Source organism: Citrobacter sp. Cpo100 (genome assembly GCF_030332595.1).
Taxonomy (GTDB): domain Bacteria; phylum Pseudomonadota; class Gammaproteobacteria; order Enterobacterales; family Enterobacteriaceae; genus Citrobacter; species Citrobacter portucalensis.
In genome coordinates, this window is sequence record NZ_JAOWHM010000036.1 from 148798 (window position 1) to 169002 (window position 20205).

Genomic DNA, 20205 nt, shown 5'->3' on the forward strand with positions numbered 1-20205 from the left:
TCGGGTCTGCTGAATCGGTAGGCCTGATAAGCGCAGCGCCATCAGGCAAGGCAAACAGTGAGGAACTTATGTCCAAACTCGATCTCAACGCGTTGAACGAACTGCCGAAAGTTGAACGCGTTATGGCGTTGGCACAAACCAACGACCAACTGGAAAAATTGAGCGCCGAGGATCGCGTAGCGTGGGCGCTGGAAAACCTGCCTGGTGAATATGTACTGTCATCAAGTTTTGGTATCCAGGCGGCAGTGAGCCTGCATCTGGTAAATCAGGTTCGCCCGGATATCCCGGTGATCCTCACCGATACTGGCTACCTGTTCCCGGAAACCTATCAGTTTATTGATGAGTTAACGGACAAGCTTAAGCTTAATCTGCAAGTCTACCGGGCAAAGGAAAGTGCGGCCTGGCAAGAAGCGCGCTACGGCAAACTGTGGGAGCAGGGCGTTGAAGGCATTGAAAAATACAATGACATCAACAAAGTCGAGCCGATGAACCGGGCGCTGCAGGAGCTGAACGCGCAAACCTGGTTTGCCGGTCTGCGTCGAGAGCAATCGGGCAGTCGTGCGCATTTGCCGGTGCTGGCTATCCAGCGCGGCGTGTTTAAAGTTCTCCCAATCATCGACTGGGATAACCGTACGGTTTACCAGTATCTGCAAAAATACGGTTTGAAATACCATCCGTTGTGGGATCAGGGCTATCTGTCGGTAGGTGATACCCACACCACCCGCAAATGGGAGCCGGGTATGGCGGAAGAAGAGACGCGTTTCTTCGGATTGAAGCGTGAGTGCGGACTGCACGAAGGGTAACAGGAAAGGGGGCCGGTAAGATTTACATCCTACCGGACCACTTCTTCAGGATTTACCCGCTTTTGCCAGTTCTTTTACCAGCGGCAGCATAATGCGTACCACGTCGCGGCTACGGTGCTCTATCCGGCCCGGTAACGCTTTATCGATATGCTGTTGGTTATCCAGTCGCACATCGTGCCAGCTGTTGCCTGCCGGGAAAGAGGCGCTTTTGGCGCGCTGCTGATAGCCATCTTTCTTGCCCAGGTTCCAGTTGGTCGCTTCAACTGAAAGAACGGCAATCCCTGCGTTGTCGAAGACCTCTGCATCGTTACAACACCCAGTGCCTTTCGGATAGTCTTTGTTCAAACCTGGATTGGTGCTGGCAACGATACCGCGGCTGTGCGCGATAGCCAGTGCCCGGTCGCGCGTCAGTTTTCGCACCGCTTCCGGGGTTTTCTTACCGCTATTGAAATAGAGCTTATCGCCGACGATCAGGTTATCGAGGTTGATAACCAGCAGCGTGTTTTTCTTCTCGGCGGCGCTCATTCGCTTCAGGATGTTCTCCGCGCCCAGTTTGCCTTCTTCCTCGCCGCTGGTGGCGATAAATCGAATACCGTACTGTGTCGGCACGTTTTTGAGTTTTTCCGCCAGTTCCAGCATTACGCCAACACCTGCAGCGTTGTCATCGATACCTTGCAGGGTTAATCCACCCAGATTGGCATCGGAATCGGCGTCGCTTTGTGCGGCGTAGGTGTCGAGGTGCGCCATAATAATAATCTGTTGCGGCGCTTTGCCTTCATGTGCAGCAATAACGGTGCTTCCCGTTACGTTATGCCAGTTTTTACGGTTATCTTTGGCGGTATAAACATAACGGCTATTAAACGTCCGAATATCGCTGCTATAACCCATCTGCTGAAATTGTTGACGTATATAATCAGCAGACAACATTTCTGCCGGAGATCCCGTCACGCGGCCTGGGAAAAACGTTGCGATATATCGAGCCTGGGTATTTGCGATATCTCCGGGCTTCGAAGATGTTGCCTGTGCGGGAAGGATGAAGCACGCGCCGAGCGCCAGGGCGGTAGTCAGGTGGCGCAATGCGGAAAACATAGTGAGTCCTTAAATACCAAGCAGAAATTTTCAGCCGCTAGTATGAAACCGTGATCGAGGTAAAACAATTTCATTTGCTCCTAAATGCCCGAATTCCGGTAGCTTAAGCACTTTTTGATATTTGCTTTTCCGGATCGTTATTCCTTTGAGGAACTACTCATTCCAATTCGTAATTTCATTCGCCCTCTTGCCCTCCCTATAGTCAGGTTATCTGAGCATCGTTAGCAAAATAACGGCATTACATAGGAACGGTTATGGATCAAAAACGACTTACCCACCTGCGGCAACTGGAAGCGGAAAGCATCCATATCATTCGTGAGGTGGCCGCCGAGTTTTCTAATCCGGTGATGATGTATTCCATCGGCAAAGATTCCAGCGTAATGCTGCATCTGGCGCGTAAAGCGTTTTATCCGGGCACGCTGCCGTTCCCATTGCTGCACGTTGATACCGGCTGGAAATTCAGCGAAATGTACGAGTTTCGTGACCGCACGGCGAAAGCCTACGGCTGCGAACTGCTGGTGCATAAAAACCCGGAAGGGGTGGCGATGGGCATCAACCCGTTTGTCCACGGTAGCGCCAAGCATACCGACATTATGAAAACTGAAGGGCTGAAGCAGGCACTGAATAAATACGGTTTCGATGCCGCGTTTGGCGGTGCTCGTCGTGACGAAGAGAAATCGCGTGCCAAAGAGCGTATTTACTCTTTCCGCGATCGTTTTCATCGCTGGGATCCTAAAAATCAGCGCCCGGAGCTGTGGCACAACTACAACGGGCAGATTAACAAAGGCGAAAGCATTCGCGTCTTCCCGCTTTCTAACTGGACTGAACAGGATATCTGGCAGTACATCTGGCTGGAAAATATCGACATCGTACCGCTGTATCTGGCGGCGGAGCGTCCGGTGCTGGAACGCGACGGCATGCTGATGATGATTGATGACGACAGAATCGATCTGCAACCTGGTGAAGTGATTAAAAAACGCATGGTGCGTTTCCGTACGCTCGGTTGCTGGCCGCTGACAGGCGCGGTGGAGTCGAATGCGCAGACGCTGCCGGAAATCATCGAAGAGATGCTGGTTTCAACCACCAGTGAACGTCAGGGCCGCGTGATTGACCGCGACCAGGCGGGCTCCATGGAGCTGAAGAAACGTCAGGGGTATTTCTAAGGAGCCGCCATGAATACGACACTTGCACAACAAATTGCTAATGAAGGCGGCGTTGAAGCCTGGATGGTTGCCCAGCAACACAAAAGTCTGCTGCGCTTTTTAACCTGCGGTAGCGTGGATGATGGGAAAAGTACCCTGATTGGCCGCCTGCTGCACGACACGCGTCAGATTTATGAAGACCAGCTTTCATCGCTGCACAATGACAGTAAACGTCACGGCACTCAGGGCGAAAAGCTTGATCTGGCGTTATTGGTTGACGGCTTGCAGGCCGAGCGCGAGCAGGGCATCACCATCGACGTGGCGTATCGTTATTTCTCTACCGAGAAGCGTAAATTTATTATTGCGGACACTCCCGGGCATGAGCAGTACACCCGTAACATGGCGACCGGCGCGTCGACCTGCGACCTGGCGATCCTATTGATCGATGCGCGTAAAGGCGTGCTGGATCAGACTCGTCGTCATAGCTTTATCTCCACGCTGCTTGGGATCAAACACCTGGTAGTGGCGATCAACAAAATGGATCTGGTGGACTTTAGCGAAGAGACATTTAACCGCATTCGCGAAGACTATCTTACTTTTGCTGAACAACTGCCGGGCAACCTGGATATCCGGTTTGTGCCTCTCTCTGCGCTGGAAGGCGATAACGTGGCTTCGCAAAGCGCCAGTATGCCGTGGTACAGCGGTCCGACGCTGCTGGAAGTGCTGGAAACCGTTGAGATCCAGCGCATTGTTGATACTCAGCCGATGCGCTTCCCGGTGCAGTATGTGAACCGACCGAATCTGGATTTCCGTGGTTATGCCGGAACGATGGCCTCCGGTAGCGTGAAGGTCGGACAGCGCGTCAAAGTGCTGCCGTCCGGCGTTGAGTCGAGCGTGGCGCGGATCGTAACCTTTGATGGCGATTTACAGGAAGCGCATGCGGGTGAAGCGATCACCCTGGTGCTGAAAGATGAGATCGATATTAGCCGGGGTGACCTGTTACTTGATGCCGGTGAAACGCTGCCGACAGTACAAAGCGCAGCTGTTGATGTGGTGTGGATGGCGGAACAACCGTTGTCGCCAGGGCAGAGCTACGACATAAAAGTCGCAGGTAAGAAGACCCGCGCACGTGTTGATAGCGTGCAGTATCAGGTCGATATTAATAACCTGACCCAACGTGACGTTGAAGCGCTACCGCTGAACGGTATCGGTCTGGTTAATCTGACTTTTGATGAGCCGCTGGTGCTGGATACCTATCAGCAGAATCCGGTTACGGGCGGGCTGATTATCATTGACCGCCTGACTAACGTTACCGTTGGCGCGGGACTGGTGCGTGAGCCAATCGTCCAGGAGCTTGCCACAGCTTCTCAGTTCAGCGCGTTTGAGCTGGAGCTTAATGCACTGGTGCGTCGCCACTTCCCACACTGGGGTGCGCGCGATCTGCTGGGAGGAAAATAATGGCGCTGCATGACGAAAACGTCGTCTGGCATGCCCATCCTGTTACACCGCAACAGCGGGAACAACGCCACGGTCATCGTGGTGTTGTGCTGTGGTTTACCGGGCTGTCAGGTTCCGGTAAATCCACGGTAGCAGGGGCGCTGGAAGAGGCGCTGCATAAGCTAGGGGTGAGCACCTATCTGCTGGATGGCGATAACGTGCGTCACGGTCTGTGCAGCGATCTTGGGTTTAGCGATGCCGATCGTAAGGAGAATATTCGTCGGGTTGGTGAAGTGGCTAACCTAATGGTAGACGCCGGCCTGGTGGTGTTGACTGCGTTTATCTCTCCACATCGCGCCGAGCGAAAAATGGTTCGCGAGCGCGTGGGTGAAGGGCGTTTTATTGAGGTTTTTGTCGATACGCCATTAGCAACGTGCGAAGCTCGCGATCCAAAAGGGCTGTATAAAAAAGCGCGAGCGGGGGAGTTGCGCAATTTCACCGGAATTGACTCGGTTTACGAAGCGCCTGAATCGCCAGAGATTCATCTTGATGGTGAACAATTGGTAACAAATTTGGTTCCTCAATTATTAGACCTGCTGAGGCAGGAAGATATTATCAGATCCTGAGACACCCGAGCTTGCATGCCCGGTCAGTCACGGTCACAGGATTAGATATGCGTAACAGCCATAACATTACTATTACAGAGTCAGATACCTTCGCTGCCGACGACGAAACTACCTGGTCACTCCCAGGAGCCGTGGTCGGTTTTGTCGCGTGGTTGCTGGCGCTGGGATTCCCATGTCTGATGTATGGCCCTAACACACTGTTTTTCTTCCTCTATACCTGGCCCTTTTTCCTCGCGTTGTTGCCCGTGGCGATTGTCGCGGGTATTGCCCTGCATTCGCTATTGAAGGGGAAATTGCTGCTGAGTATTGCCTGTACCCTGCTGGTGGTTGGCGCAATGTTTGGCGCACTGTTCCTGTGGCTACTGGGTTAGGCATACGTCCTTTCACGCGATCGCCGCTGTTGTTCACTCTCTGGCCATAATTCAAACCGTAACCAACAATGAGATTATGTTCTCCTTACATGGGGTATACGTAACAACGGGCAAATGTGGTACATTTGCCCGCGTTGTCGCGGCATTCCCGTCCGTTGATGTAAAGTTGTCAGCGGAGTTTATGGGATGTTGATGCCGTTTTTCAGGGGGCAGGATGGGTAAACTTACGTTGCTGTTGCTGGCTTTATTAGTCTGGCTACAGTATTCGCTGTGGTTCGGTAAGAACGGCATACATGACTATAGTCGCGTCAACGATGATGTTGCGGCGCAGCAAGCTACAAACGCGAAACTGAAAGCGCGTAACGATCAGCTTTTTGCCGAAATTGACGATCTCAATGGCGGGCAAGAGGCTATCGAAGAGCGCGCGCGTAACGAACTCAGTATGACTAAGCCAGGCGAAACCTTTTATCGTCTGGTGCCTGACGCGTCTAAACGCGCTCAGACTGCAGGGCAAAACAATCGATAAACCGTCCAGGGATTTAACATGGCAGCCACTTTAATGGACGTTTGCGCCGTGGTGCCGGCTGCCGGGTTTGGCCGCCGAATGCAAACAGAGTGTCCTAAGCAGTACCTCTCTATTGGCAATAAAACCATTCTCGAACACTCGGTTGATGCGCTGCTGGCTCATCCCCGGGTGACGCGAGTCGTCATCGCTATTAGCCCAGGCGACAGTCGCTTTGCCCAACTTCCACTCGCAGCGCACCCGCAAATTACCGTGGTGGATGGTGGCAACGAGCGTGCCGATTCTGTCCTTGCCGGTTTGCAAGCCGCAGGTGAGGCCGGTTGGGTACTCGTGCATGATGCCGCGCGTCCGTGTCTGCATCAGGAAGATTTATCTCGTTTGCTGGCAATAAGTGAAACCAGCCGCATCGGCGGGATCCTTGCTGCGCCGGTGCGCGACACGATGAAACGCGCGGAGCCGGGCCGAACAGACATCGCCCATACGGTCGATCGCACCGATTTATGGCATGCGTTGACGCCGCAGTTTTTCCCTCGCGAGCTGTTGCATGACTGTCTGACCCGTGCGCTAAACGAAGGCGCAACCATTACGGACGAAGCCTCGGCGCTGGAATATTGCGGTTTTCATCCGCTGCTGGTCGAAGGACGCGCTGACAACATCAAAGTCACCCGCCCGGAAGACCTGGCGCTGGCGGAATTTTATCTGACCCGAACTATCTAGATACATCATTCTTCAGGCTGCCTGGAGGATGTTGTGTATATCAGGAGAAGGCATAATGCGAATTGGACACGGTTTCGACGTACACGCTTTTGGCGGAGTTGGCCCAATTATCATTGGTGGTGTGCGCATCCCGTATGAAAAAGGATTGCTGGCGCATTCTGATGGCGACGTGGCGTTACACGCGTTAACCGATGCACTGCTGGGCGCGGCTGCGCTGGGGGATATCGGTAAACTCTTCCCGGACACCGACCCGGCCTTTAAAGGTGCAGATAGTCGTGAATTATTGCGAGAAGCCTGGCGGCGTATTCAGGCCAAAGGCTATACGCTTGGTAATGTGGATGTGACGATTATTGCTCAGGCGCCGAAGATGCTGCCGCACATTCCGCAAATGCGCGTGTTTATTGCCGAAGATCTCGGCTGCCATATGGATGATGTTAACGTGAAAGCGACCACCACGGAAAAACTCGGTTTTACCGGGCGTGGGGAAGGGATTGCCTGTGAAGCGGTGGCGTTACTCATTAAGGCAACGAAATGACTGCGTTTGAAGATCTGACGTATCTCCATGGCAAACCACAAGGCCATGGCGTTCTGAAAGCGAATCCGGAAGACTTTGTCGTCGTCGAAGATTTAGGCTTCGAACCGGATGGCGAAGGCGAGCACATTTTGGTGCGTATCCTGAAAAACGGCTGTAATACCCGTTTTGTGGCTGACGCGCTGGCGAAGTTCCTGAAAATTCACGCCCGTGAAGTGAGCTTTGCTGGCCAGAAAGACAAGCATGCAGTCACGGAACAGTGGCTGTGCGCGCGCGTGCCGGGCAATGCAATGCCTGATTTAAGCAAATTTGAACTCGAAGGCTGTAAAGTGCTGGAGTACGCGCGCCACAAGCGTAAGCTGCGTTTAGGGGCGCTGAAAGGTAACGAATTTACGCTGGTGCTGCGTGAAGTGAGCCAGCGAAATGACGTTGAAGCGCGTTTGCAGGCGATTAGCGAGCGCGGCGTACCGAACTATTTTGGCGCTCAGCGTTTTGGTATTGGCGGCAGCAACCTGCAAGGGGCGCTGCGCTGGGCGCAAAGCGATGCGCCGGTGCGCGATCGCAATAAGCGCAGTTTTTGGTTGTCGGCGGCCCGTAGCGCGTTGTTTAATCAGATAGTCAGTGAACGCTTGAAAAAAACAGACTTTAATCAAGTTGTTGACGGCGATGCGCTACAATTGTCGGGACGCGGAAGTTGGTTTGTCGCCACGCAGGAAGAACAGACCGAATTACAGCGTCGCGTCGATGATAAAGAATTGATGATTACAGCGGCATTACCGGGCAGCGGTGAGTGGGGAACTCAGCGCGACGCGCTGGCGTTTGAAGAAGCCGCTATTGCTGATGAAACCGCGCTGCAGTCGCTGTTGTGGCGCGAGAAAGTCGACGCATCGCGTCGTGCTATGTTGCTGTATCCACAACAATTAAGCTGGAACTGGTGGGATGACGTAACCGTTGAGTTACGTTTCTGGCTACCGGCAGGTAGCTTCGCCACCAGTGTTGTAAGGGAACTTATTAACACAATGGGTGATTATGCGTATATTGCTGAGTAACGATGATGGGGTCCACGCACCCGGTATACAAACGCTGGCGAAAGCGCTGCGTGAGTTTGCTGACGTACAGGTGGTTGCCCCGGATCGTAACCGCAGTGGCGCGTCTAACTCGCTGACGCTGGAATCCTCACTTCGCACGTTCACCTATGATAACGGTGATATCGCCGTACAAATGGGTACACCTACCGATTGCGTCTATCTGGGCGTGAACGCATTAATGCGTCCGCGTCCGGACATTGTCGTGTCTGGTATTAACGCAGGTCCTAATCTGGGCGATGATGTTATCTATTCCGGTACCGTTGCGGCGGCGATGGAAGGTCGTCACCTGGGCTTTCCTGCGCTGGCGGTCTCACTTGATGGGCATAAACACTACGATACTGCTGCCGCAGTAACTTGCCGTATCTTACGGGCGCTGAGTCGCGAACCGCTGCGCACCGGGCGCATTTTGAATATCAACGTGCCGGATTTACCGCTGGATCAGATTAAAGGTATCCGCGTCACCCGCTGCGGTAGCCGCCATCCTGCGGATCAGGTGATCCCACAGCAGGATCCGCGCGGTAATACGCTGTACTGGATCGGGCCGCCGGGCGAAAAGTGCGACGCCGGACCGGATACTGATTTTGCCGCTGTCGATGAAGGCTATGTTTCCATTACGCCGCTGCATGTCGATTTAACCGCATATGGCGCGCATGAAGTTGTTTCTGACTGGTTAGACAGCGTGGGAGCCGACACGCAATGGTAAGCAGACGCGTACACACTCTTCTTGAACAATTACGTGCGCAGGGCATCAGAGATGAGCTTGTTCTCGATGCACTTGCCGCCGTGCCGCGTGAAAAATTCATTGATGAGGCGTTTGAACATAAGGCCTGGGACAATATTGCTCTGCCGATTGGTCAGGGGCAGACGATTTCGCAGCCCTATATGGTTGCGCGGATGACCGAACTGCTTGAGTTAACGCCGCAGTCCCGGGTGCTGGAAATTGGTACCGGCTCTGGCTACCAAACGGCGATTCTGGCGCACCTGGTGCATCATGTGTGCTCTGTTGAGCGCATTAAAGGTTTGCAGTGGCAGGCGCGTCGTCGACTTAAACAGCTTGATTTACATAATGTTTCTACCCGTCATGGTGATGGATGGCAGGGCTGGCAAGCGCGAGCCCCGTTTGACGCTATCATTGTTACGGCAGCGCCGCCTGAGATCCCAACTGCGCTAATGATGCAGTTGGATGAAGGCGGTATTCTCGTCTTACCCGTGGGCGACGAGCACCAGTTTCTGAAACGGGTGCGTCGTCGGGGAGGCGAATTTATTATCGATACCGTGGAGGCCGTACGTTTCGTTCCCTTAGTAAAAGGGGAGCTTGCGTAGATACTGGCTCTGAATACCTGGAGTTTTCCTGGATATTCTGGAATTAGTAAGCGTATCGTGGTCACGTTTCCAGTGCCCAGTCCGATGCCTTGCACGGTGATTACGTCACTGGTTTTAACCAAATTTTCCTGGGGGATAAATGAGCGCGGGAAGCCACAAATTTACCGTCCGCCGCATTGCGGCATTGTCACTGGTTTCATTATGGCTGGCAGGTTGTTCAAATACCTCGAATCCACCTGCACCGGTCAGTTCCGTTGATGGCGGTGCATCAACGAACACCAATTCCGGCATGCTGATTACGCCTCCACCAAAAATGGGCTCGACGTCGACAGTACAGCAAACGCCACAGATCCAGCCGGTGCAGCGTCCGACCACACAGTCAACACAGATCCAGCCTGTTGCGGAACAGCCTGTGCAGATGGAAAACGGTCGTATTGTGTACAACCGTAAGTATGGGAACATTCCGAAAGGTAGCTATACGGGCGGCAGTACCTATACTGTTAAGAAAGGCGATACCCTTTTCTATATCGCCTGGATTACCGGGAACGATTTCCGTGATCTCGCACAACGCAATAACGTTCCGGCCCCGTATGGCCTGAATGTCGGTCAAACTCTGCAAGTGGGCAACGCGTCGGGTACACCGATTACTGGTGGTAATGCTATTACCCAGGCGGATGCAGCACAGCAAGGAGTTGTGACCAACCCTGCACAAAATTCCACCGTTGCTGTTGCTTCGAAACCAACAATTACGTATTCTGAGGATTCAGGTGAACAAAGTGCTAATAAAATGTTGCCGAACAACAAGCCTGCTGGGACCGTTGTCACAGCGCCTGTAACGGCTCCAGCAGTTAGCGCAACCGAATCAACTGCAAGCTCAACGTCAACCAGCTCGCCAATCTCTACCTGGCGCTGGCCGACTGACGGCAAAGTAATCGAAAACTTCGCGGCTACTGAAGGTGGCAATAAAGGGATCGATATTGCAGGCAGTAAAGGACAGGCTATTGTCGCGACCGCAGATGGACGCGTCGTATATGCCGGTAACGCACTGCGCGGTTACGGTAATCTTATTATCATCAAACATAACGATGATTACCTGAGTGCCTACGCCCATAACGATACAATGCTGGTCCGGGAACAACAAGAAATCAAGGCGGGGCAGAAAATAGCTACCATGGGTAGCACCGGAACCAGTTCAACACGCTTGCATTTTGAAATTCGTTACAAGGGGAAATCCGTAAACCCGCTGCGCTATTTACCGCAGCGATAATTCGGCGGAACCAGGCTTTCACGTGCTAGTTCCGTTAGGGATCACGGGTAGGAGCCACCTTTATGAGTCAGAATACGCTGAAAGTTCATGATTTAAATGAAGATGCGGAATTTGATGAGAACGGAGTAGAGGCTTTTGATGAAAAAGCCTTGAGTGAAGAGGAACCCAGTGATAACGACCTGGCTGAAGAAGAGCTGTTATCGCAGGGGGCCACACAGCGTGTGTTGGACGCGACTCAGCTTTACCTTGGTGAGATTGGTTATTCACCACTGTTAACAGCCGAAGAAGAAGTTTATTTTGCGCGTCGCGCACTGCGTGGGGATGTCGCTTCTCGCCGTCGCATGATTGAAAGTAACCTGCGTCTGGTGGTGAAAATTGCTCGTCGTTATGGCAATCGTGGTCTGGCATTGCTGGACCTGATTGAAGAGGGCAATCTGGGACTAATCCGTGCAGTCGAGAAGTTTGACCCGGAACGCGGGTTCCGCTTCTCAACATACGCAACCTGGTGGATCCGCCAGACGATCGAACGGGCGATTATGAACCAAACCCGTACGATCCGACTGCCGATCCACATTGTAAAAGAGCTGAACGTCTATCTGCGTACCGCGCGTGAGTTGTCGCATAAACTGGACCACGAACCGAGCGCAGAAGAGATTGCTGAACAACTGGATAAACCGGTTGATGACGTCAGCCGTATGCTCCGACTCAACGAGCGTATTACCTCGGTAGACACCCCGCTGGGTGGCGATTCCGAAAAAGCGTTGCTGGATATTCTGGCCGATGAAAAGGAAAACGGCCCGGAAGACACCACGCAAGACGATGATATGAAACAGAGCATCGTTAAATGGCTGTTCGAACTGAACGCCAAGCAGCGTGAAGTGCTGGCACGTCGTTTTGGTCTGCTGGGGTACGAAGCTGCGACACTGGAAGATGTGGGCCGTGAAATTGGTCTCACCCGTGAACGTGTTCGCCAGATTCAGGTTGAAGGTCTGCGTCGTCTGCGTGAAATCCTGCAGACTCAGGGACTGAATATCGAAGCGCTATTCCGCGAGTAAGCACAAGTTCTATCAAGAAAGGCCAGTCTCATTGGGACTGGCCTTTTTCTATGTTTGTTGCCTGATGGCACTGCGTTTATCAGGCCTACGGGGAGCAGGACTTTGTAGGCCGGATAAGACATTTATGTCGCCATCCGGCAGATTAGTTCATCATCTTACGCACCAGACGTGTGAACTGCTCGCGTTCTTCTTCGCTAAGTCTGCCCAGAAACTCATCATCCACGCTATCGCCTAACGGAGTTGCGCTGGCCAGTAATGCTTCTCCTTGCGCGGTCAAATAAACAAACCGTCGACGCTTATCTGCCGGGTCATGTTCACGCCTGACCAGCTCCCGTTTTTCCATTCGGCTCAGCATTTCCGCAAGGGTTGCCTTGGTACAGACTGCGGCTTCGGTCAGGGCGACCTGCTCAATGCCGGGACGTTCAGCAATGGCGCGCATCACCGCATACTGTGGTTTGGTCAGGTCCGGTAATTCATGTTGCCAGCGGGACGTATGCTGCTGGAAGAGCTGACGTAAAAGGTGAAATGCTTTATTTCGTAACGGCATGAGCGCTCCGGAATTCCTGTCAGTCTCTATCATAGCGGGTTACGCATCTTTTTTTAACAATTGCGGCTTTAGCGATCTGTGCTCGATGACCTTGCCCGAAATGTTATGTGAGAGTATTTTAATCAAAACGTTCGTACACGAACAAAAATCGAGAGGCTAAATGAGACTGATTGTCGGAATGACCGGGGCAACCGGCGCGCCACTTGGTGTGTCGCTATTGCAGGCGCTGCGAGAAATGCCCGAGGTGGAAACCCATCTGGTGCTGTCAAAGTGGGCCAAAACCACTATTGAACTGGAAACGCCGTACAGCGTCCGTGATGTGTCTGCGTTGGCCGATTATTGCCACAACCCGGCGGACCAGTCGGCAACCATCTCCTCTGGATCGTTTCGTACTGACGGCATGATCATTATCCCCTGCAGTATGAAAACCCTGGCCGGTATTCGTGCAGGCTACGCGGAAGGGCTGGTGGGGCGCGCTGCTGATGTGGTGCTGAAAGAAGGGCGCAAGCTGGTTCTGGTTCCGCGTGAAATGCCGCTTAGCACGATTCATCTGGAAAACATGCTCGCGCTTTCCCGCATGGGCGTGGCGATGGTCCCGCCGATGCCCGCGTATTACAACCACCCGCAAACGGTCGATGACATTACGCAGCATATCGTTGCGCGTGTGCTCGATCAGTTTGGTCTGGAACACCCCAACGCCCGTCGCTGGCAGGGTTTACGGCAGGCGCAGAATTTTTCACAGGAGAATGAATAATGGCATTTGATGATTTGCGCAGCTTTTTACAGGCGCTGGATGACCAGGGGCAATTGCTGAAAATCAGTGAAGAAGTTAACGCCGAGCCGGATCTGGCTGCGGCAGCCAATGCGACCGGACGCATTGGTGACGGTGCGCCAGCGCTGTGGTTTGACAATATTCGTGGTTTTACCGATGCCCGCGTGGCGATGAACACTATTGGTTCGTGGCAGAATCACGCCATCTCTTTAGGCCTGCCGCCAAATACCCCAGTGAAAAAACAGATTGATGAGTTTATTCGCCGTTGGGATAAATTTCCGGTTACGCCGGAGCGTCGCGCCAATCCGGCGTGGGCTGAAAACTGTGTTGATGGTGATGAGATCAACCTGTTTGATATTCTGCCGCTGTTTCGCCTGAACGATGGCGACGGCGGTTTCTATCTTGATAAAGCCTGCGTGGTGTCGCGCGATCCGCTGGATCCGGACAACTTTGGCAAGCAGAACGTCGGCATTTATCGTATGGAGGTGAAGGGCAAACGCAAGCTTGGCCTGCAACCGGTGCCGATGCACGATATCGCGCTGCACCTGCATAAAGCCGAAGAGCGCGGTGAAGATCTGCCGATTGCCATCACGCTGGGTAACGATCCGATCATCACCCTGATGGGGGCCACGCCGCTGAAGTACGATCAGTCGGAATACGAAATGGCGGGAGCGCTACGTGAAAGTCCGTATCCGATCGCTACCGCGCCGCTCACCGGCTTTGACGTGCCATGGGGTTCAGAAGTGATCCTCGAAGGGGTAATTGAAGGTCGTAAGCGTGAAATCGAAGGGCCGTTTGGCGAGTTTACCGGACACTATTCCGGTGGACGTAATATGACGGTCGTGCGTATCGATAAAGTCTCTTATCGTACCAAACCTATTTTTGAATCGCTGTATCTGGGGATGCCGTGGACGGAGATTGACTACCTGATGGGGCCAGCAACCTGCGTACCGCTGTATCAACAGTTGAAAGCCGAATTCCCGGAGGTGCAGGCGGTGAATGCCATGTATACCCACGGTTTGCTGGCAATTATCTCCACCAAAAAACGCTACGGCGGCTTTGCCCGCGCGGTGGGGCTGCGCGCAATGACGACGCCGCATGGCCTGGGTTACGTGAAAATGGTGATTATGGTTGATGAGGATGTTGATCCGTTCAACCTGCCGCAGGTGATGTGGGCGCTGTCTTCGAAGGTCAATCCGGCGGGCGATCTGGTGCAATTGCCGAATATGTCGGTGCTGGAGCTTGATCCGGGTTCCAGTCCGGCGGGGATTACCGACAAGTTAATTATTGATGCGACCACGCCGGTTGCGCCGGATAACCGTGGGCACTACAGCCAGCCGGTATGCGATTTACCGGAAACGAAAGCCTGGGCAGAAAAAATGACCGCCATGCTGGCCAACCGTAAATAAGGAGTAGCAGATGATTTGTCCACGTTGTGCCGATGAACATATTGAAGTGATGGCAAACTCGCCGGTAAAAGGTGTCTGGACGGTATATCAGTGCCAGCATTGTCTATACACCTGGCGTGATACTGAGCCGCTACGCCGTACCAGCCGCGAGCACTACCCGCAAGCGTTTCGCATGACGCAGAAGGATATTGATGACGCACCGATGGTGCCGAGTATTCCACCGCTGCTGGCTGAAGATAAGCGCTAATCAACACGCCGGGTGCGGCTTTGCCTTACCCGGCCTAAATACAGCGATATTTTGCAGGCCCGATAAGCGTAGCGCCATCGGGCATTACGGCGTTACACCAGACTCTTCAACCGGTAGATCCACTCCAGCGCCTGGCGAGGAGTTAGCGAATCCGGGTCGAGATTTTCCAGTGCTTCAACGGCGGGTGACGTTTCTTCCGGAGCTGACAGGAGCGACATCTGTGTGCCGTCGACCTGGGTCGCAGCAACATTCGGCGCGATGCTTTCCAGTTCGCGCAGTTTTTGCCGCGCGCGTTTAATAACCTCTTTTGGTACACCAGCCAGGGCTGCTACTGCCAGACCATAGCTCTTGCTCGCCGCACCATCTTGTACGCTGTGCATGAAGGCGATGGTATCGCCGTGCTCTAACGCATCAAGATGCACATTTGCTACGCCTTCCATTTTCTCCGGTAACTGAGTCAGTTCGAAGTAGTGGGTGGCAAACAACGTTAATGCTTTGATTTTATTGGCCAGATTTTCCGCGCACGCCCACGCCAGCGACAGGCCGTCGTAGGTGGAGGTGCCGCGTCCAATCTCATCCATCAGCACCAGGCTGTTCTCGGTGGCGTTATGCAGAATGTTGGCGGTTTCGGTCATTTCTACCATGAAGGTGGAACGACCGGAGGCCAGATCATCCGCCGCGCCCACGCGGGTAAAGATGCGGTCGATAGGCCCGATCTCCACTTTCTGCGCCGGAACGTAGCTGCCGATGTAGGCCAGCAGCGCAATTAACGCAGTCTGGCGCATATAGGTACTTTTACCCCCCATGTTCGGGCCGGTGATAATCAGCATCCGTCGCTGAGGCGAGAGGTTAAGTGGGTTGGCGATAAACGGCTCGGTCAGCACCTGTTCAACCACCGGATGACGTCCCTCGGTAATACGAATACCAGGCTTGTCGGTGAAGGTCGGGCAGGTGTAATTCAGGGTATAAGCGCGTTCCGCAAGGTTGACCAGTACGTCCAGTTCTGCCAGCGCGCTGGCGCTTTGTTGCAAATCAGCCAGGTGCGGCAGCAGCATATCGAACAGCTCATCGTACAGCTGTTTTTCCAGCGCCAGCGCTTTACCTTTTGATGTCAGAACTTTGTCTTCGTACTCTTTCAGCTCCGGAATAATGTAGCGTTCGGCGTTTTTCAGCGTCTGGCGACGCACATAGTTAATCGGCGCCAGATGACTTTGCCCGCGACTGATCTGAATGTAGTAGCCGTGAACGGCGTTAAACCCAACCTTCAGCGTATCAAGGCCGGTGCGCTCGCGCTCACGGATTTCCAGTCTGTCCAGATAGTCAGTTGCGCCATCAGCCAGCGCTCGCCACTCGTCCAGTTCTTCGTTATAGCCGGGGGCGATGACGCCACCGTCGCGAACCAGCACAGGTGGAGCTTCCACTACGGCACGTTCCAGCAGTTCACGCAGCTCAGCAAACTCACCCATTTTCTCGCGCAGCATCTGTACGGGGGCACTGTCTACGCTTTCCAGTTGTGCGCGCAGTTCCGGTAATTGCTGGAATGCATGACGCATACGGGCCAGATCGCGCGGGCGCGCGGTACGCAGGGCCAGACGTGCAAGGATACGTTCAAGATCGCCGACCTGACGCAGCACGGGTTGCAATTCACCGGTGGAATCCTGTAGCGCGCCGATGGTCTGTTGACGCTCAGTGAGGACTTTGGTGTCGCGGACCGGCATATGCAGCCAGCGCTTGAGCATACGGCTGCCCATCGGCGTCACGGTGCAGTCGAGTACTGAAGCCAGCGTGTTTTCAACCCCGCCCGCCAGGTTCTGGGTAATTTCCAGATTGCGGCGCGTGGCGGCATCCATAATGATGCTGTCCTGCTGACGTTCCATGGTGATGGAACGAATATGCGGCAGCGAGGTACGCTGGGTATCTTTTACGTATTGCAGCAGGCAGCCAGCCGCGCATAATCCACGCGGGGCGTTTTCTACGCCAAAGCCAATCAGATCCCGCGTGCCAAACTGCAGGTTTAGCTGCTGGCGAGCGGTATCGATTTCAAATTCCCATAGTGGACGACGACGTAATCCGCGACGTCCCTCAATCAGTGAGGTTTCAGCGAAATCTTCGGCATACAACAGTTCAGCGGGATTGGTGCGCTGCAATTCTGCGGCCATGGTCTCGCGGTCGGCGGGTTCGCTAACACGAAAACGCCCGGAGCTGATATCCAGCGTGGCGTAACCATAACCTTTACTGTCCTGCCAGATAGCGGCCAGCAGGTTGTCCTGGCGTTCCTGTAACAGCGCTTCATCACTGATGGTGCCTGGCGTGACGATACGCACCACTTTGCGCTCGACCGGACCTTTGCTGGTCGCCGGATCGCCAATCTGTTCACAAATAGCGACGGATTCACCCTGGTTGACCAGCTTGGCGAGGTAGTTTTCTACCGCATGGTGAGGAATGCCCGCCATCGGGATTGGCTCGCCCGCAGACGCGCCGCGTTTGGTCAGGGAGATATCAAGCAGCTGAGACGCACGTTTCGCATCGTCATAAAACAGTTCGTAAAAGTCGCCCATGCGGTAAAACAACAGTATCTCCGGGTGCTGGGCTTTCAGCTTGAGATACTGCTGCATCATTGGGGTGTGGTTCGTGAAGTCCGTATCAAGTGACTCTTTCATATCGCTTTTGCTCTTTTTTTAATCTTTTTGGGGACCTGGGCAGTCTCACGTGAGCCCCTGGAAACTCACATAAACCCACAAATTTGTCATTCGAAAGCCGCCTGATGGGCAGTAACGACGAGCGTTGGCTCGACCTGAATGGTCTATCTTATCACCGACAACGACTGAGATTCATCCGTAGGTTTTGCCGCCAGAACGCTTATTGATTATTCATTTTCCGGCAAAGCATAATTCTGGCAGTACAGATAGGGGATCCCCTCTTTGGTAATCAGGTATGTCGCGCTGTTCAGTGCAAAAAAATCGACGTTGGATACGCTGGTGTTGGTCAGGAAAAAATCGGGGAGGAGTTCCTGAATAAGGCTGGCGGGAGCCGTTTCTCGATTGGAAATTTGGATTTTCTGTGAAATCCAAACCGGGCTTGAGCCGTAGCTGGATTGTGTAAAAAGTACCATGCGTTGCACGGTTTGCTCATTATTTTCGGCATCTTTGATAATACCATCAATATTCACAATACCTTTACTGCCCCCGGTTTTAATATCAATAATCCCTCGGAACGAGCTTGTATTGCGTACAATTTCGATGGCAGAGCGGCAGGTGAGATCATGTAACTCGCCATTGTTCTTACTGTACCGATAGACGACAGTAAGAATAAGCGCAGCAAAACAAAGCAGCAGGATAATACCTGTCTGGATGCGGGACGTTCGGGGATATAAGTTCATTAGCTATCATACCGTGGGTAATATACCGACTGACAGGCATTTTCTTGCCTGGCTTTTATCGGTGAGCGACACACCAGTACGGACAGTTTCTTAGACTCAGGATAGGTCGTGATATAGATAAATTTATGGCTCTGACACAGTCCTGGGTTTTTGTCGATAAACGCGGTATGCCGGGAGAAATTACTGGCATCGTTATTGAAATAATACTGACAGCCAGTGGGTGCTTTATCCGCAGTGATATAGCCGGAGAAATAATCATCGCTGGCTTGCCACGGATATAATATAAGCACACAAATTATCAGGGTAAGTGCCAACATTACTGTTTCTGCAGCCGTTATCAAAGGTTGACGCGGTGTGTCAGCCAAAAATTCCTCAATGGTGGCATCTGGCGCTAAGGATTCTTCAGCAGAAGCAGAGTTCTCCTCCGGTGTTTCAATGACCTGAATATCAAACTCTTCTTGAATGATCAGCCCTTTGCGGGGGATCGTTGTGATCAGCGGTTGTTCAAGCTCCAGCTGCAGTAAGCTTTTACGCAACGAGAGAATGCTTTGATAAAAGGCGTTGAAACTCACCTGCCGGTGATTTTTACCCCAACCGAATTCCAGTAATTCGTTTTGAGAAACCACTTGCCCGCGATGTTGAATAAGTAATAAAAGACATAACGACGCTGAGTGTTTGAGTTTTATCCGCTGATTGGGGTGATCTACCCGCGCCAGACATTGTGTGGCTGGCGTAAATATTATTCTATTTTCAATCAGATAACTGACATTGCCAGTCTCAGACATATTGTCTCTACTCTTGATGATGCGTCTAGTGGTTGTTTAGTCATGATACCACTGAGCCTATAAAGACCACCAGCATGGACCTGATCCCACAGCGAGAACCGCGAAGTGTTGCAATTTGGTATCATGATATAACAAGAATGATAACTTTTTAATGAAAATAAAACCCATTAAAATCAATTAATTGTATCTTTTTGGCTACTCTGCAAAGAACAGAAAGATGAAAAAATGTCGACAAAGATGATTGCCATTAATTCTTTATGGACAGCGCCATATACTGCTTGGCACCACCACGCGAAAACAGCATGAACCTTAACGCGTCAATGGCACCAGGGAATGCCGGTGGTAGATGTAGATGGGAATAAATGTCAGCTTGTTTGCGAGCTGACATTTATTTTTAGTGCCGAGTAAATTTAACCATCTTTTTGACTAAGCCATAATTTGCGGTAGAGAGTCCCATGTTCCAGAAAGAAATTGAAAATGCTGTAGTGCTCGTTGGCGATGAAATGAAGAAGTCGGATAATGCCTGGCTGTCGTTACGTAAAAAACGTCAGCGTATTGATTTGAAGACCGATGGACATATCTTATTTCTGGAGAAAGGGACTGTCTCTGTTTATCGTGTGGAAAACGATTTAGTCACGGTGAGTATTTCTGCACCTGCTATTCTCGGCCTGCCACAAATGCGTACGGAAGTGGCTGGTCACTATTTACGTTGTGATACCGATTGTGAAATGTGGGCGATGAGCGTACAAAATGCCGATCACCTGTTTACGACCAAAAACTTATGGAAGCAGGCTTTTGATATCTTAACGCATCATCTTCAACGTTATTTTCAGCGTGAGGCGTTGCAGTCGCACCGCACTATACGTGAGCAGATTATTGAACACGTGAAATATATCTGGTCGATGGAACCAGAGGTTCGCGAGAAAACATCCGTGTATACTTTTATTTTGACCCGTAACCATATTTCACGTAGTGCTATCCATAAGGTGTTACAGGAGCTGGTTAATGACGGGAAAATCACCCTGAATCGTGGAAAGCTCTCTTTTTGCACGCCGTTATAAATTCATGCGCTCCCCGGCAAAATGTAAGGGAG

Annotated in this window: 22 protein-coding genes; 17 read left to right on the plus strand and 5 right to left on the minus strand. The window is 52.5% G+C overall.

Annotated features, from left to right (window positions below; all coding sequences use genetic code 11):
- Positions 1-68 precede the first annotated feature (68 nt).
- Positions 69-803 carry a phosphoadenosine phosphosulfate reductase gene (gene cysH, locus OGX96_RS15375; RefSeq protein ID WP_060683316.1) on the plus strand — a complete coding sequence of 245 codons (735 nt, stop codon included), beginning with the start codon at positions 69-71 and terminating at the stop codon, positions 801-803.
- Between the two features lie 45 nt (positions 804-848).
- On the opposite strand, the gene OGX96_RS15380 is transcribed toward cysH, so the two are convergent.
- Positions 849-1892, minus strand: coding sequence for an aminopeptidase (locus tag OGX96_RS15380; protein WP_008785678.1), 1044 nt, complete (start codon positions 1890-1892; stop codon positions 849-851).
- Positions 1893-2146: 254 nt separating this feature from the next.
- Between OGX96_RS15380 and cysD the strand changes: the two genes are divergently transcribed.
- From cysD to rpoS, 12 genes are all read left to right on the plus strand, one after another.
- Positions 2147-3055 (plus strand): sulfate adenylyltransferase subunit CysD, encoded by a 909-nt coding sequence (gene cysD, locus OGX96_RS15385; RefSeq protein ID WP_003034152.1) that lies wholly within the window; start codon positions 2147-2149, stop codon positions 3053-3055.
- 9 nt (positions 3056-3064) lie between these two features.
- Positions 3065-4492: a sulfate adenylyltransferase subunit CysN gene (gene cysN / locus OGX96_RS15390; protein ID WP_286583531.1), complete on the plus strand. Its 1428-nt coding sequence runs from the start codon at positions 3065-3067 to the stop codon at positions 4490-4492.
- Positions 4492-5097 carry an adenylyl-sulfate kinase gene (cysC, locus tag OGX96_RS15395; protein WP_003034157.1) on the plus strand — a complete coding sequence of 202 codons (606 nt, stop codon included), beginning with the start codon at positions 4492-4494 and terminating at the stop codon, positions 5095-5097. The genes cysN and cysC overlap by 1 nt, the downstream gene beginning before the upstream one ends.
- A gap of 47 nt (positions 5098-5144) precedes the next feature.
- A complete protein-coding gene (locus OGX96_RS15400) occupies positions 5145-5468 on the plus strand; it encodes a DUF3561 family protein (RefSeq protein ID WP_100271961.1) in 324 nt (107 codons plus the stop codon).
- Positions 5469-5682: 214 nt separating this feature from the next.
- Complete coding sequence (gene ftsB, locus OGX96_RS15405) at positions 5683-5994, plus strand: cell division protein FtsB (protein WP_003034163.1); 312 nt, start codon at positions 5683-5685, stop codon at positions 5992-5994.
- A gap of 18 nt (positions 5995-6012) precedes the next feature.
- Positions 6013-6708 (plus strand): 2-C-methyl-D-erythritol 4-phosphate cytidylyltransferase, encoded by a 696-nt coding sequence (ispD, locus tag OGX96_RS15410; protein WP_048236671.1) that lies wholly within the window; start codon positions 6013-6015, stop codon positions 6706-6708.
- A 55-nt stretch (positions 6709-6763) separates the two neighbouring features.
- Positions 6764-7243, plus strand: coding sequence for a 2-C-methyl-D-erythritol 2,4-cyclodiphosphate synthase (gene ispF / locus OGX96_RS15415; protein WP_003034167.1), 480 nt, complete (start codon positions 6764-6766; stop codon positions 7241-7243).
- Positions 7240-8289 (plus strand): tRNA pseudouridine(13) synthase TruD, encoded by a 1050-nt coding sequence (gene truD / locus OGX96_RS15420; protein ID WP_198801798.1) that lies wholly within the window; start codon positions 7240-7242, stop codon positions 8287-8289. The genes ispF and truD overlap by 4 nt, the downstream gene beginning before the upstream one ends.
- The gene (gene surE / locus OGX96_RS15425; protein WP_003825728.1) at positions 8270-9031 is read left to right on the plus strand and encodes a 5'/3'-nucleotidase SurE; all 762 of its coding nucleotides are present in this window, start codon (positions 8270-8272) and stop codon (positions 9029-9031) included. Before truD ends, surE begins: the two co-directional genes overlap by 20 nt.
- On the plus strand, positions 9025-9651 hold the full coding sequence (locus OGX96_RS15430) for a protein-L-isoaspartate(D-aspartate) O-methyltransferase (protein WP_003034172.1): 627 nt from the start codon (positions 9025-9027) through the stop codon (positions 9649-9651). The genes surE and OGX96_RS15430 overlap by 7 nt, the downstream gene beginning before the upstream one ends.
- A 184-nt stretch (positions 9652-9835) precedes the next feature.
- A complete protein-coding gene (nlpD, locus tag OGX96_RS15435) occupies positions 9836-10918 on the plus strand; it encodes a murein hydrolase activator NlpD (protein WP_223849051.1) in 1083 nt (360 codons plus the stop codon).
- Positions 10919-10980: 62 nt separating this feature from the next.
- The gene (rpoS, locus tag OGX96_RS15440; RefSeq protein ID WP_000081498.1) at positions 10981-11973 is read left to right on the plus strand and encodes an RNA polymerase sigma factor RpoS; all 993 of its coding nucleotides are present in this window, start codon (positions 10981-10983) and stop codon (positions 11971-11973) included.
- Between the two features lie 142 nt (positions 11974-12115).
- Here rpoS and OGX96_RS15445 read toward each other — a convergent pair whose 3' ends face one another.
- Complete coding sequence (locus tag OGX96_RS15445; RefSeq protein ID WP_100271962.1) at positions 12116-12520, minus strand: MarR family winged helix-turn-helix transcriptional regulator; 405 nt, start codon at positions 12518-12520, stop codon at positions 12116-12118.
- A gap of 160 nt (positions 12521-12680) precedes the next feature.
- Between OGX96_RS15445 and OGX96_RS15450 the strand changes: the two genes are divergently transcribed.
- Genes OGX96_RS15450 through OGX96_RS15460 form a run of 3 tightly spaced genes read left to right on the plus strand, consistent with a single transcriptional unit; the run spans position 12681 to position 14948 of the window.
- Positions 12681-13274 carry a non-oxidative hydroxyarylic acid decarboxylases subunit B gene (locus OGX96_RS15450; protein ID WP_125363203.1) on the plus strand — a complete coding sequence of 198 codons (594 nt, stop codon included), beginning with the start codon at positions 12681-12683 and terminating at the stop codon, positions 13272-13274.
- Complete coding sequence (locus OGX96_RS15455; protein WP_060683321.1) at positions 13274-14701, plus strand: non-oxidative hydroxyarylic acid decarboxylases subunit C; 1428 nt, start codon at positions 13274-13276, stop codon at positions 14699-14701. The genes OGX96_RS15450 and OGX96_RS15455 overlap by 1 nt, the downstream gene beginning before the upstream one ends.
- A gap of 10 nt (positions 14702-14711) precedes the next feature.
- Positions 14712-14948 carry a non-oxidative hydroxyarylic acid decarboxylases subunit D gene (locus tag OGX96_RS15460; protein WP_032944812.1) on the plus strand — a complete coding sequence of 79 codons (237 nt, stop codon included), beginning with the start codon at positions 14712-14714 and terminating at the stop codon, positions 14946-14948.
- Between the two features lie 92 nt (positions 14949-15040).
- Here OGX96_RS15460 and mutS read toward each other — a convergent pair whose 3' ends face one another.
- From mutS to OGX96_RS15475, 3 genes are all read right to left on the minus strand, one after another.
- Positions 15041-17608 (minus strand): DNA mismatch repair protein MutS, encoded by a 2568-nt coding sequence (mutS, locus tag OGX96_RS15465; protein WP_103284789.1) that lies wholly within the window; start codon positions 17606-17608, stop codon positions 15041-15043.
- Between the two features lie 206 nt (positions 17609-17814).
- Complete coding sequence (locus tag OGX96_RS15470) at positions 17815-18327, minus strand: YqeJ family protein (RefSeq protein WP_003825820.1); 513 nt, start codon at positions 18325-18327, stop codon at positions 17815-17817.
- Positions 18327-19112, minus strand: a complete 786-nt coding sequence (locus tag OGX96_RS15475; protein WP_128612549.1) for a winged helix-turn-helix domain-containing protein — start codon at positions 19110-19112, stop codon at positions 18327-18329. The genes OGX96_RS15470 and OGX96_RS15475 overlap by 1 nt, the downstream gene beginning before the upstream one ends.
- Before the next feature lie 455 nt (positions 19113-19567).
- On the opposite strand from OGX96_RS15475, the gene OGX96_RS15480 reads away from it, so the two are divergent.
- On the plus strand, positions 19568-20173 hold the full coding sequence (locus OGX96_RS15480) for a helix-turn-helix domain-containing protein (protein WP_048215661.1): 606 nt from the start codon (positions 19568-19570) through the stop codon (positions 20171-20173).
- Positions 20174-20205: the final 32 nt, after the last annotated feature.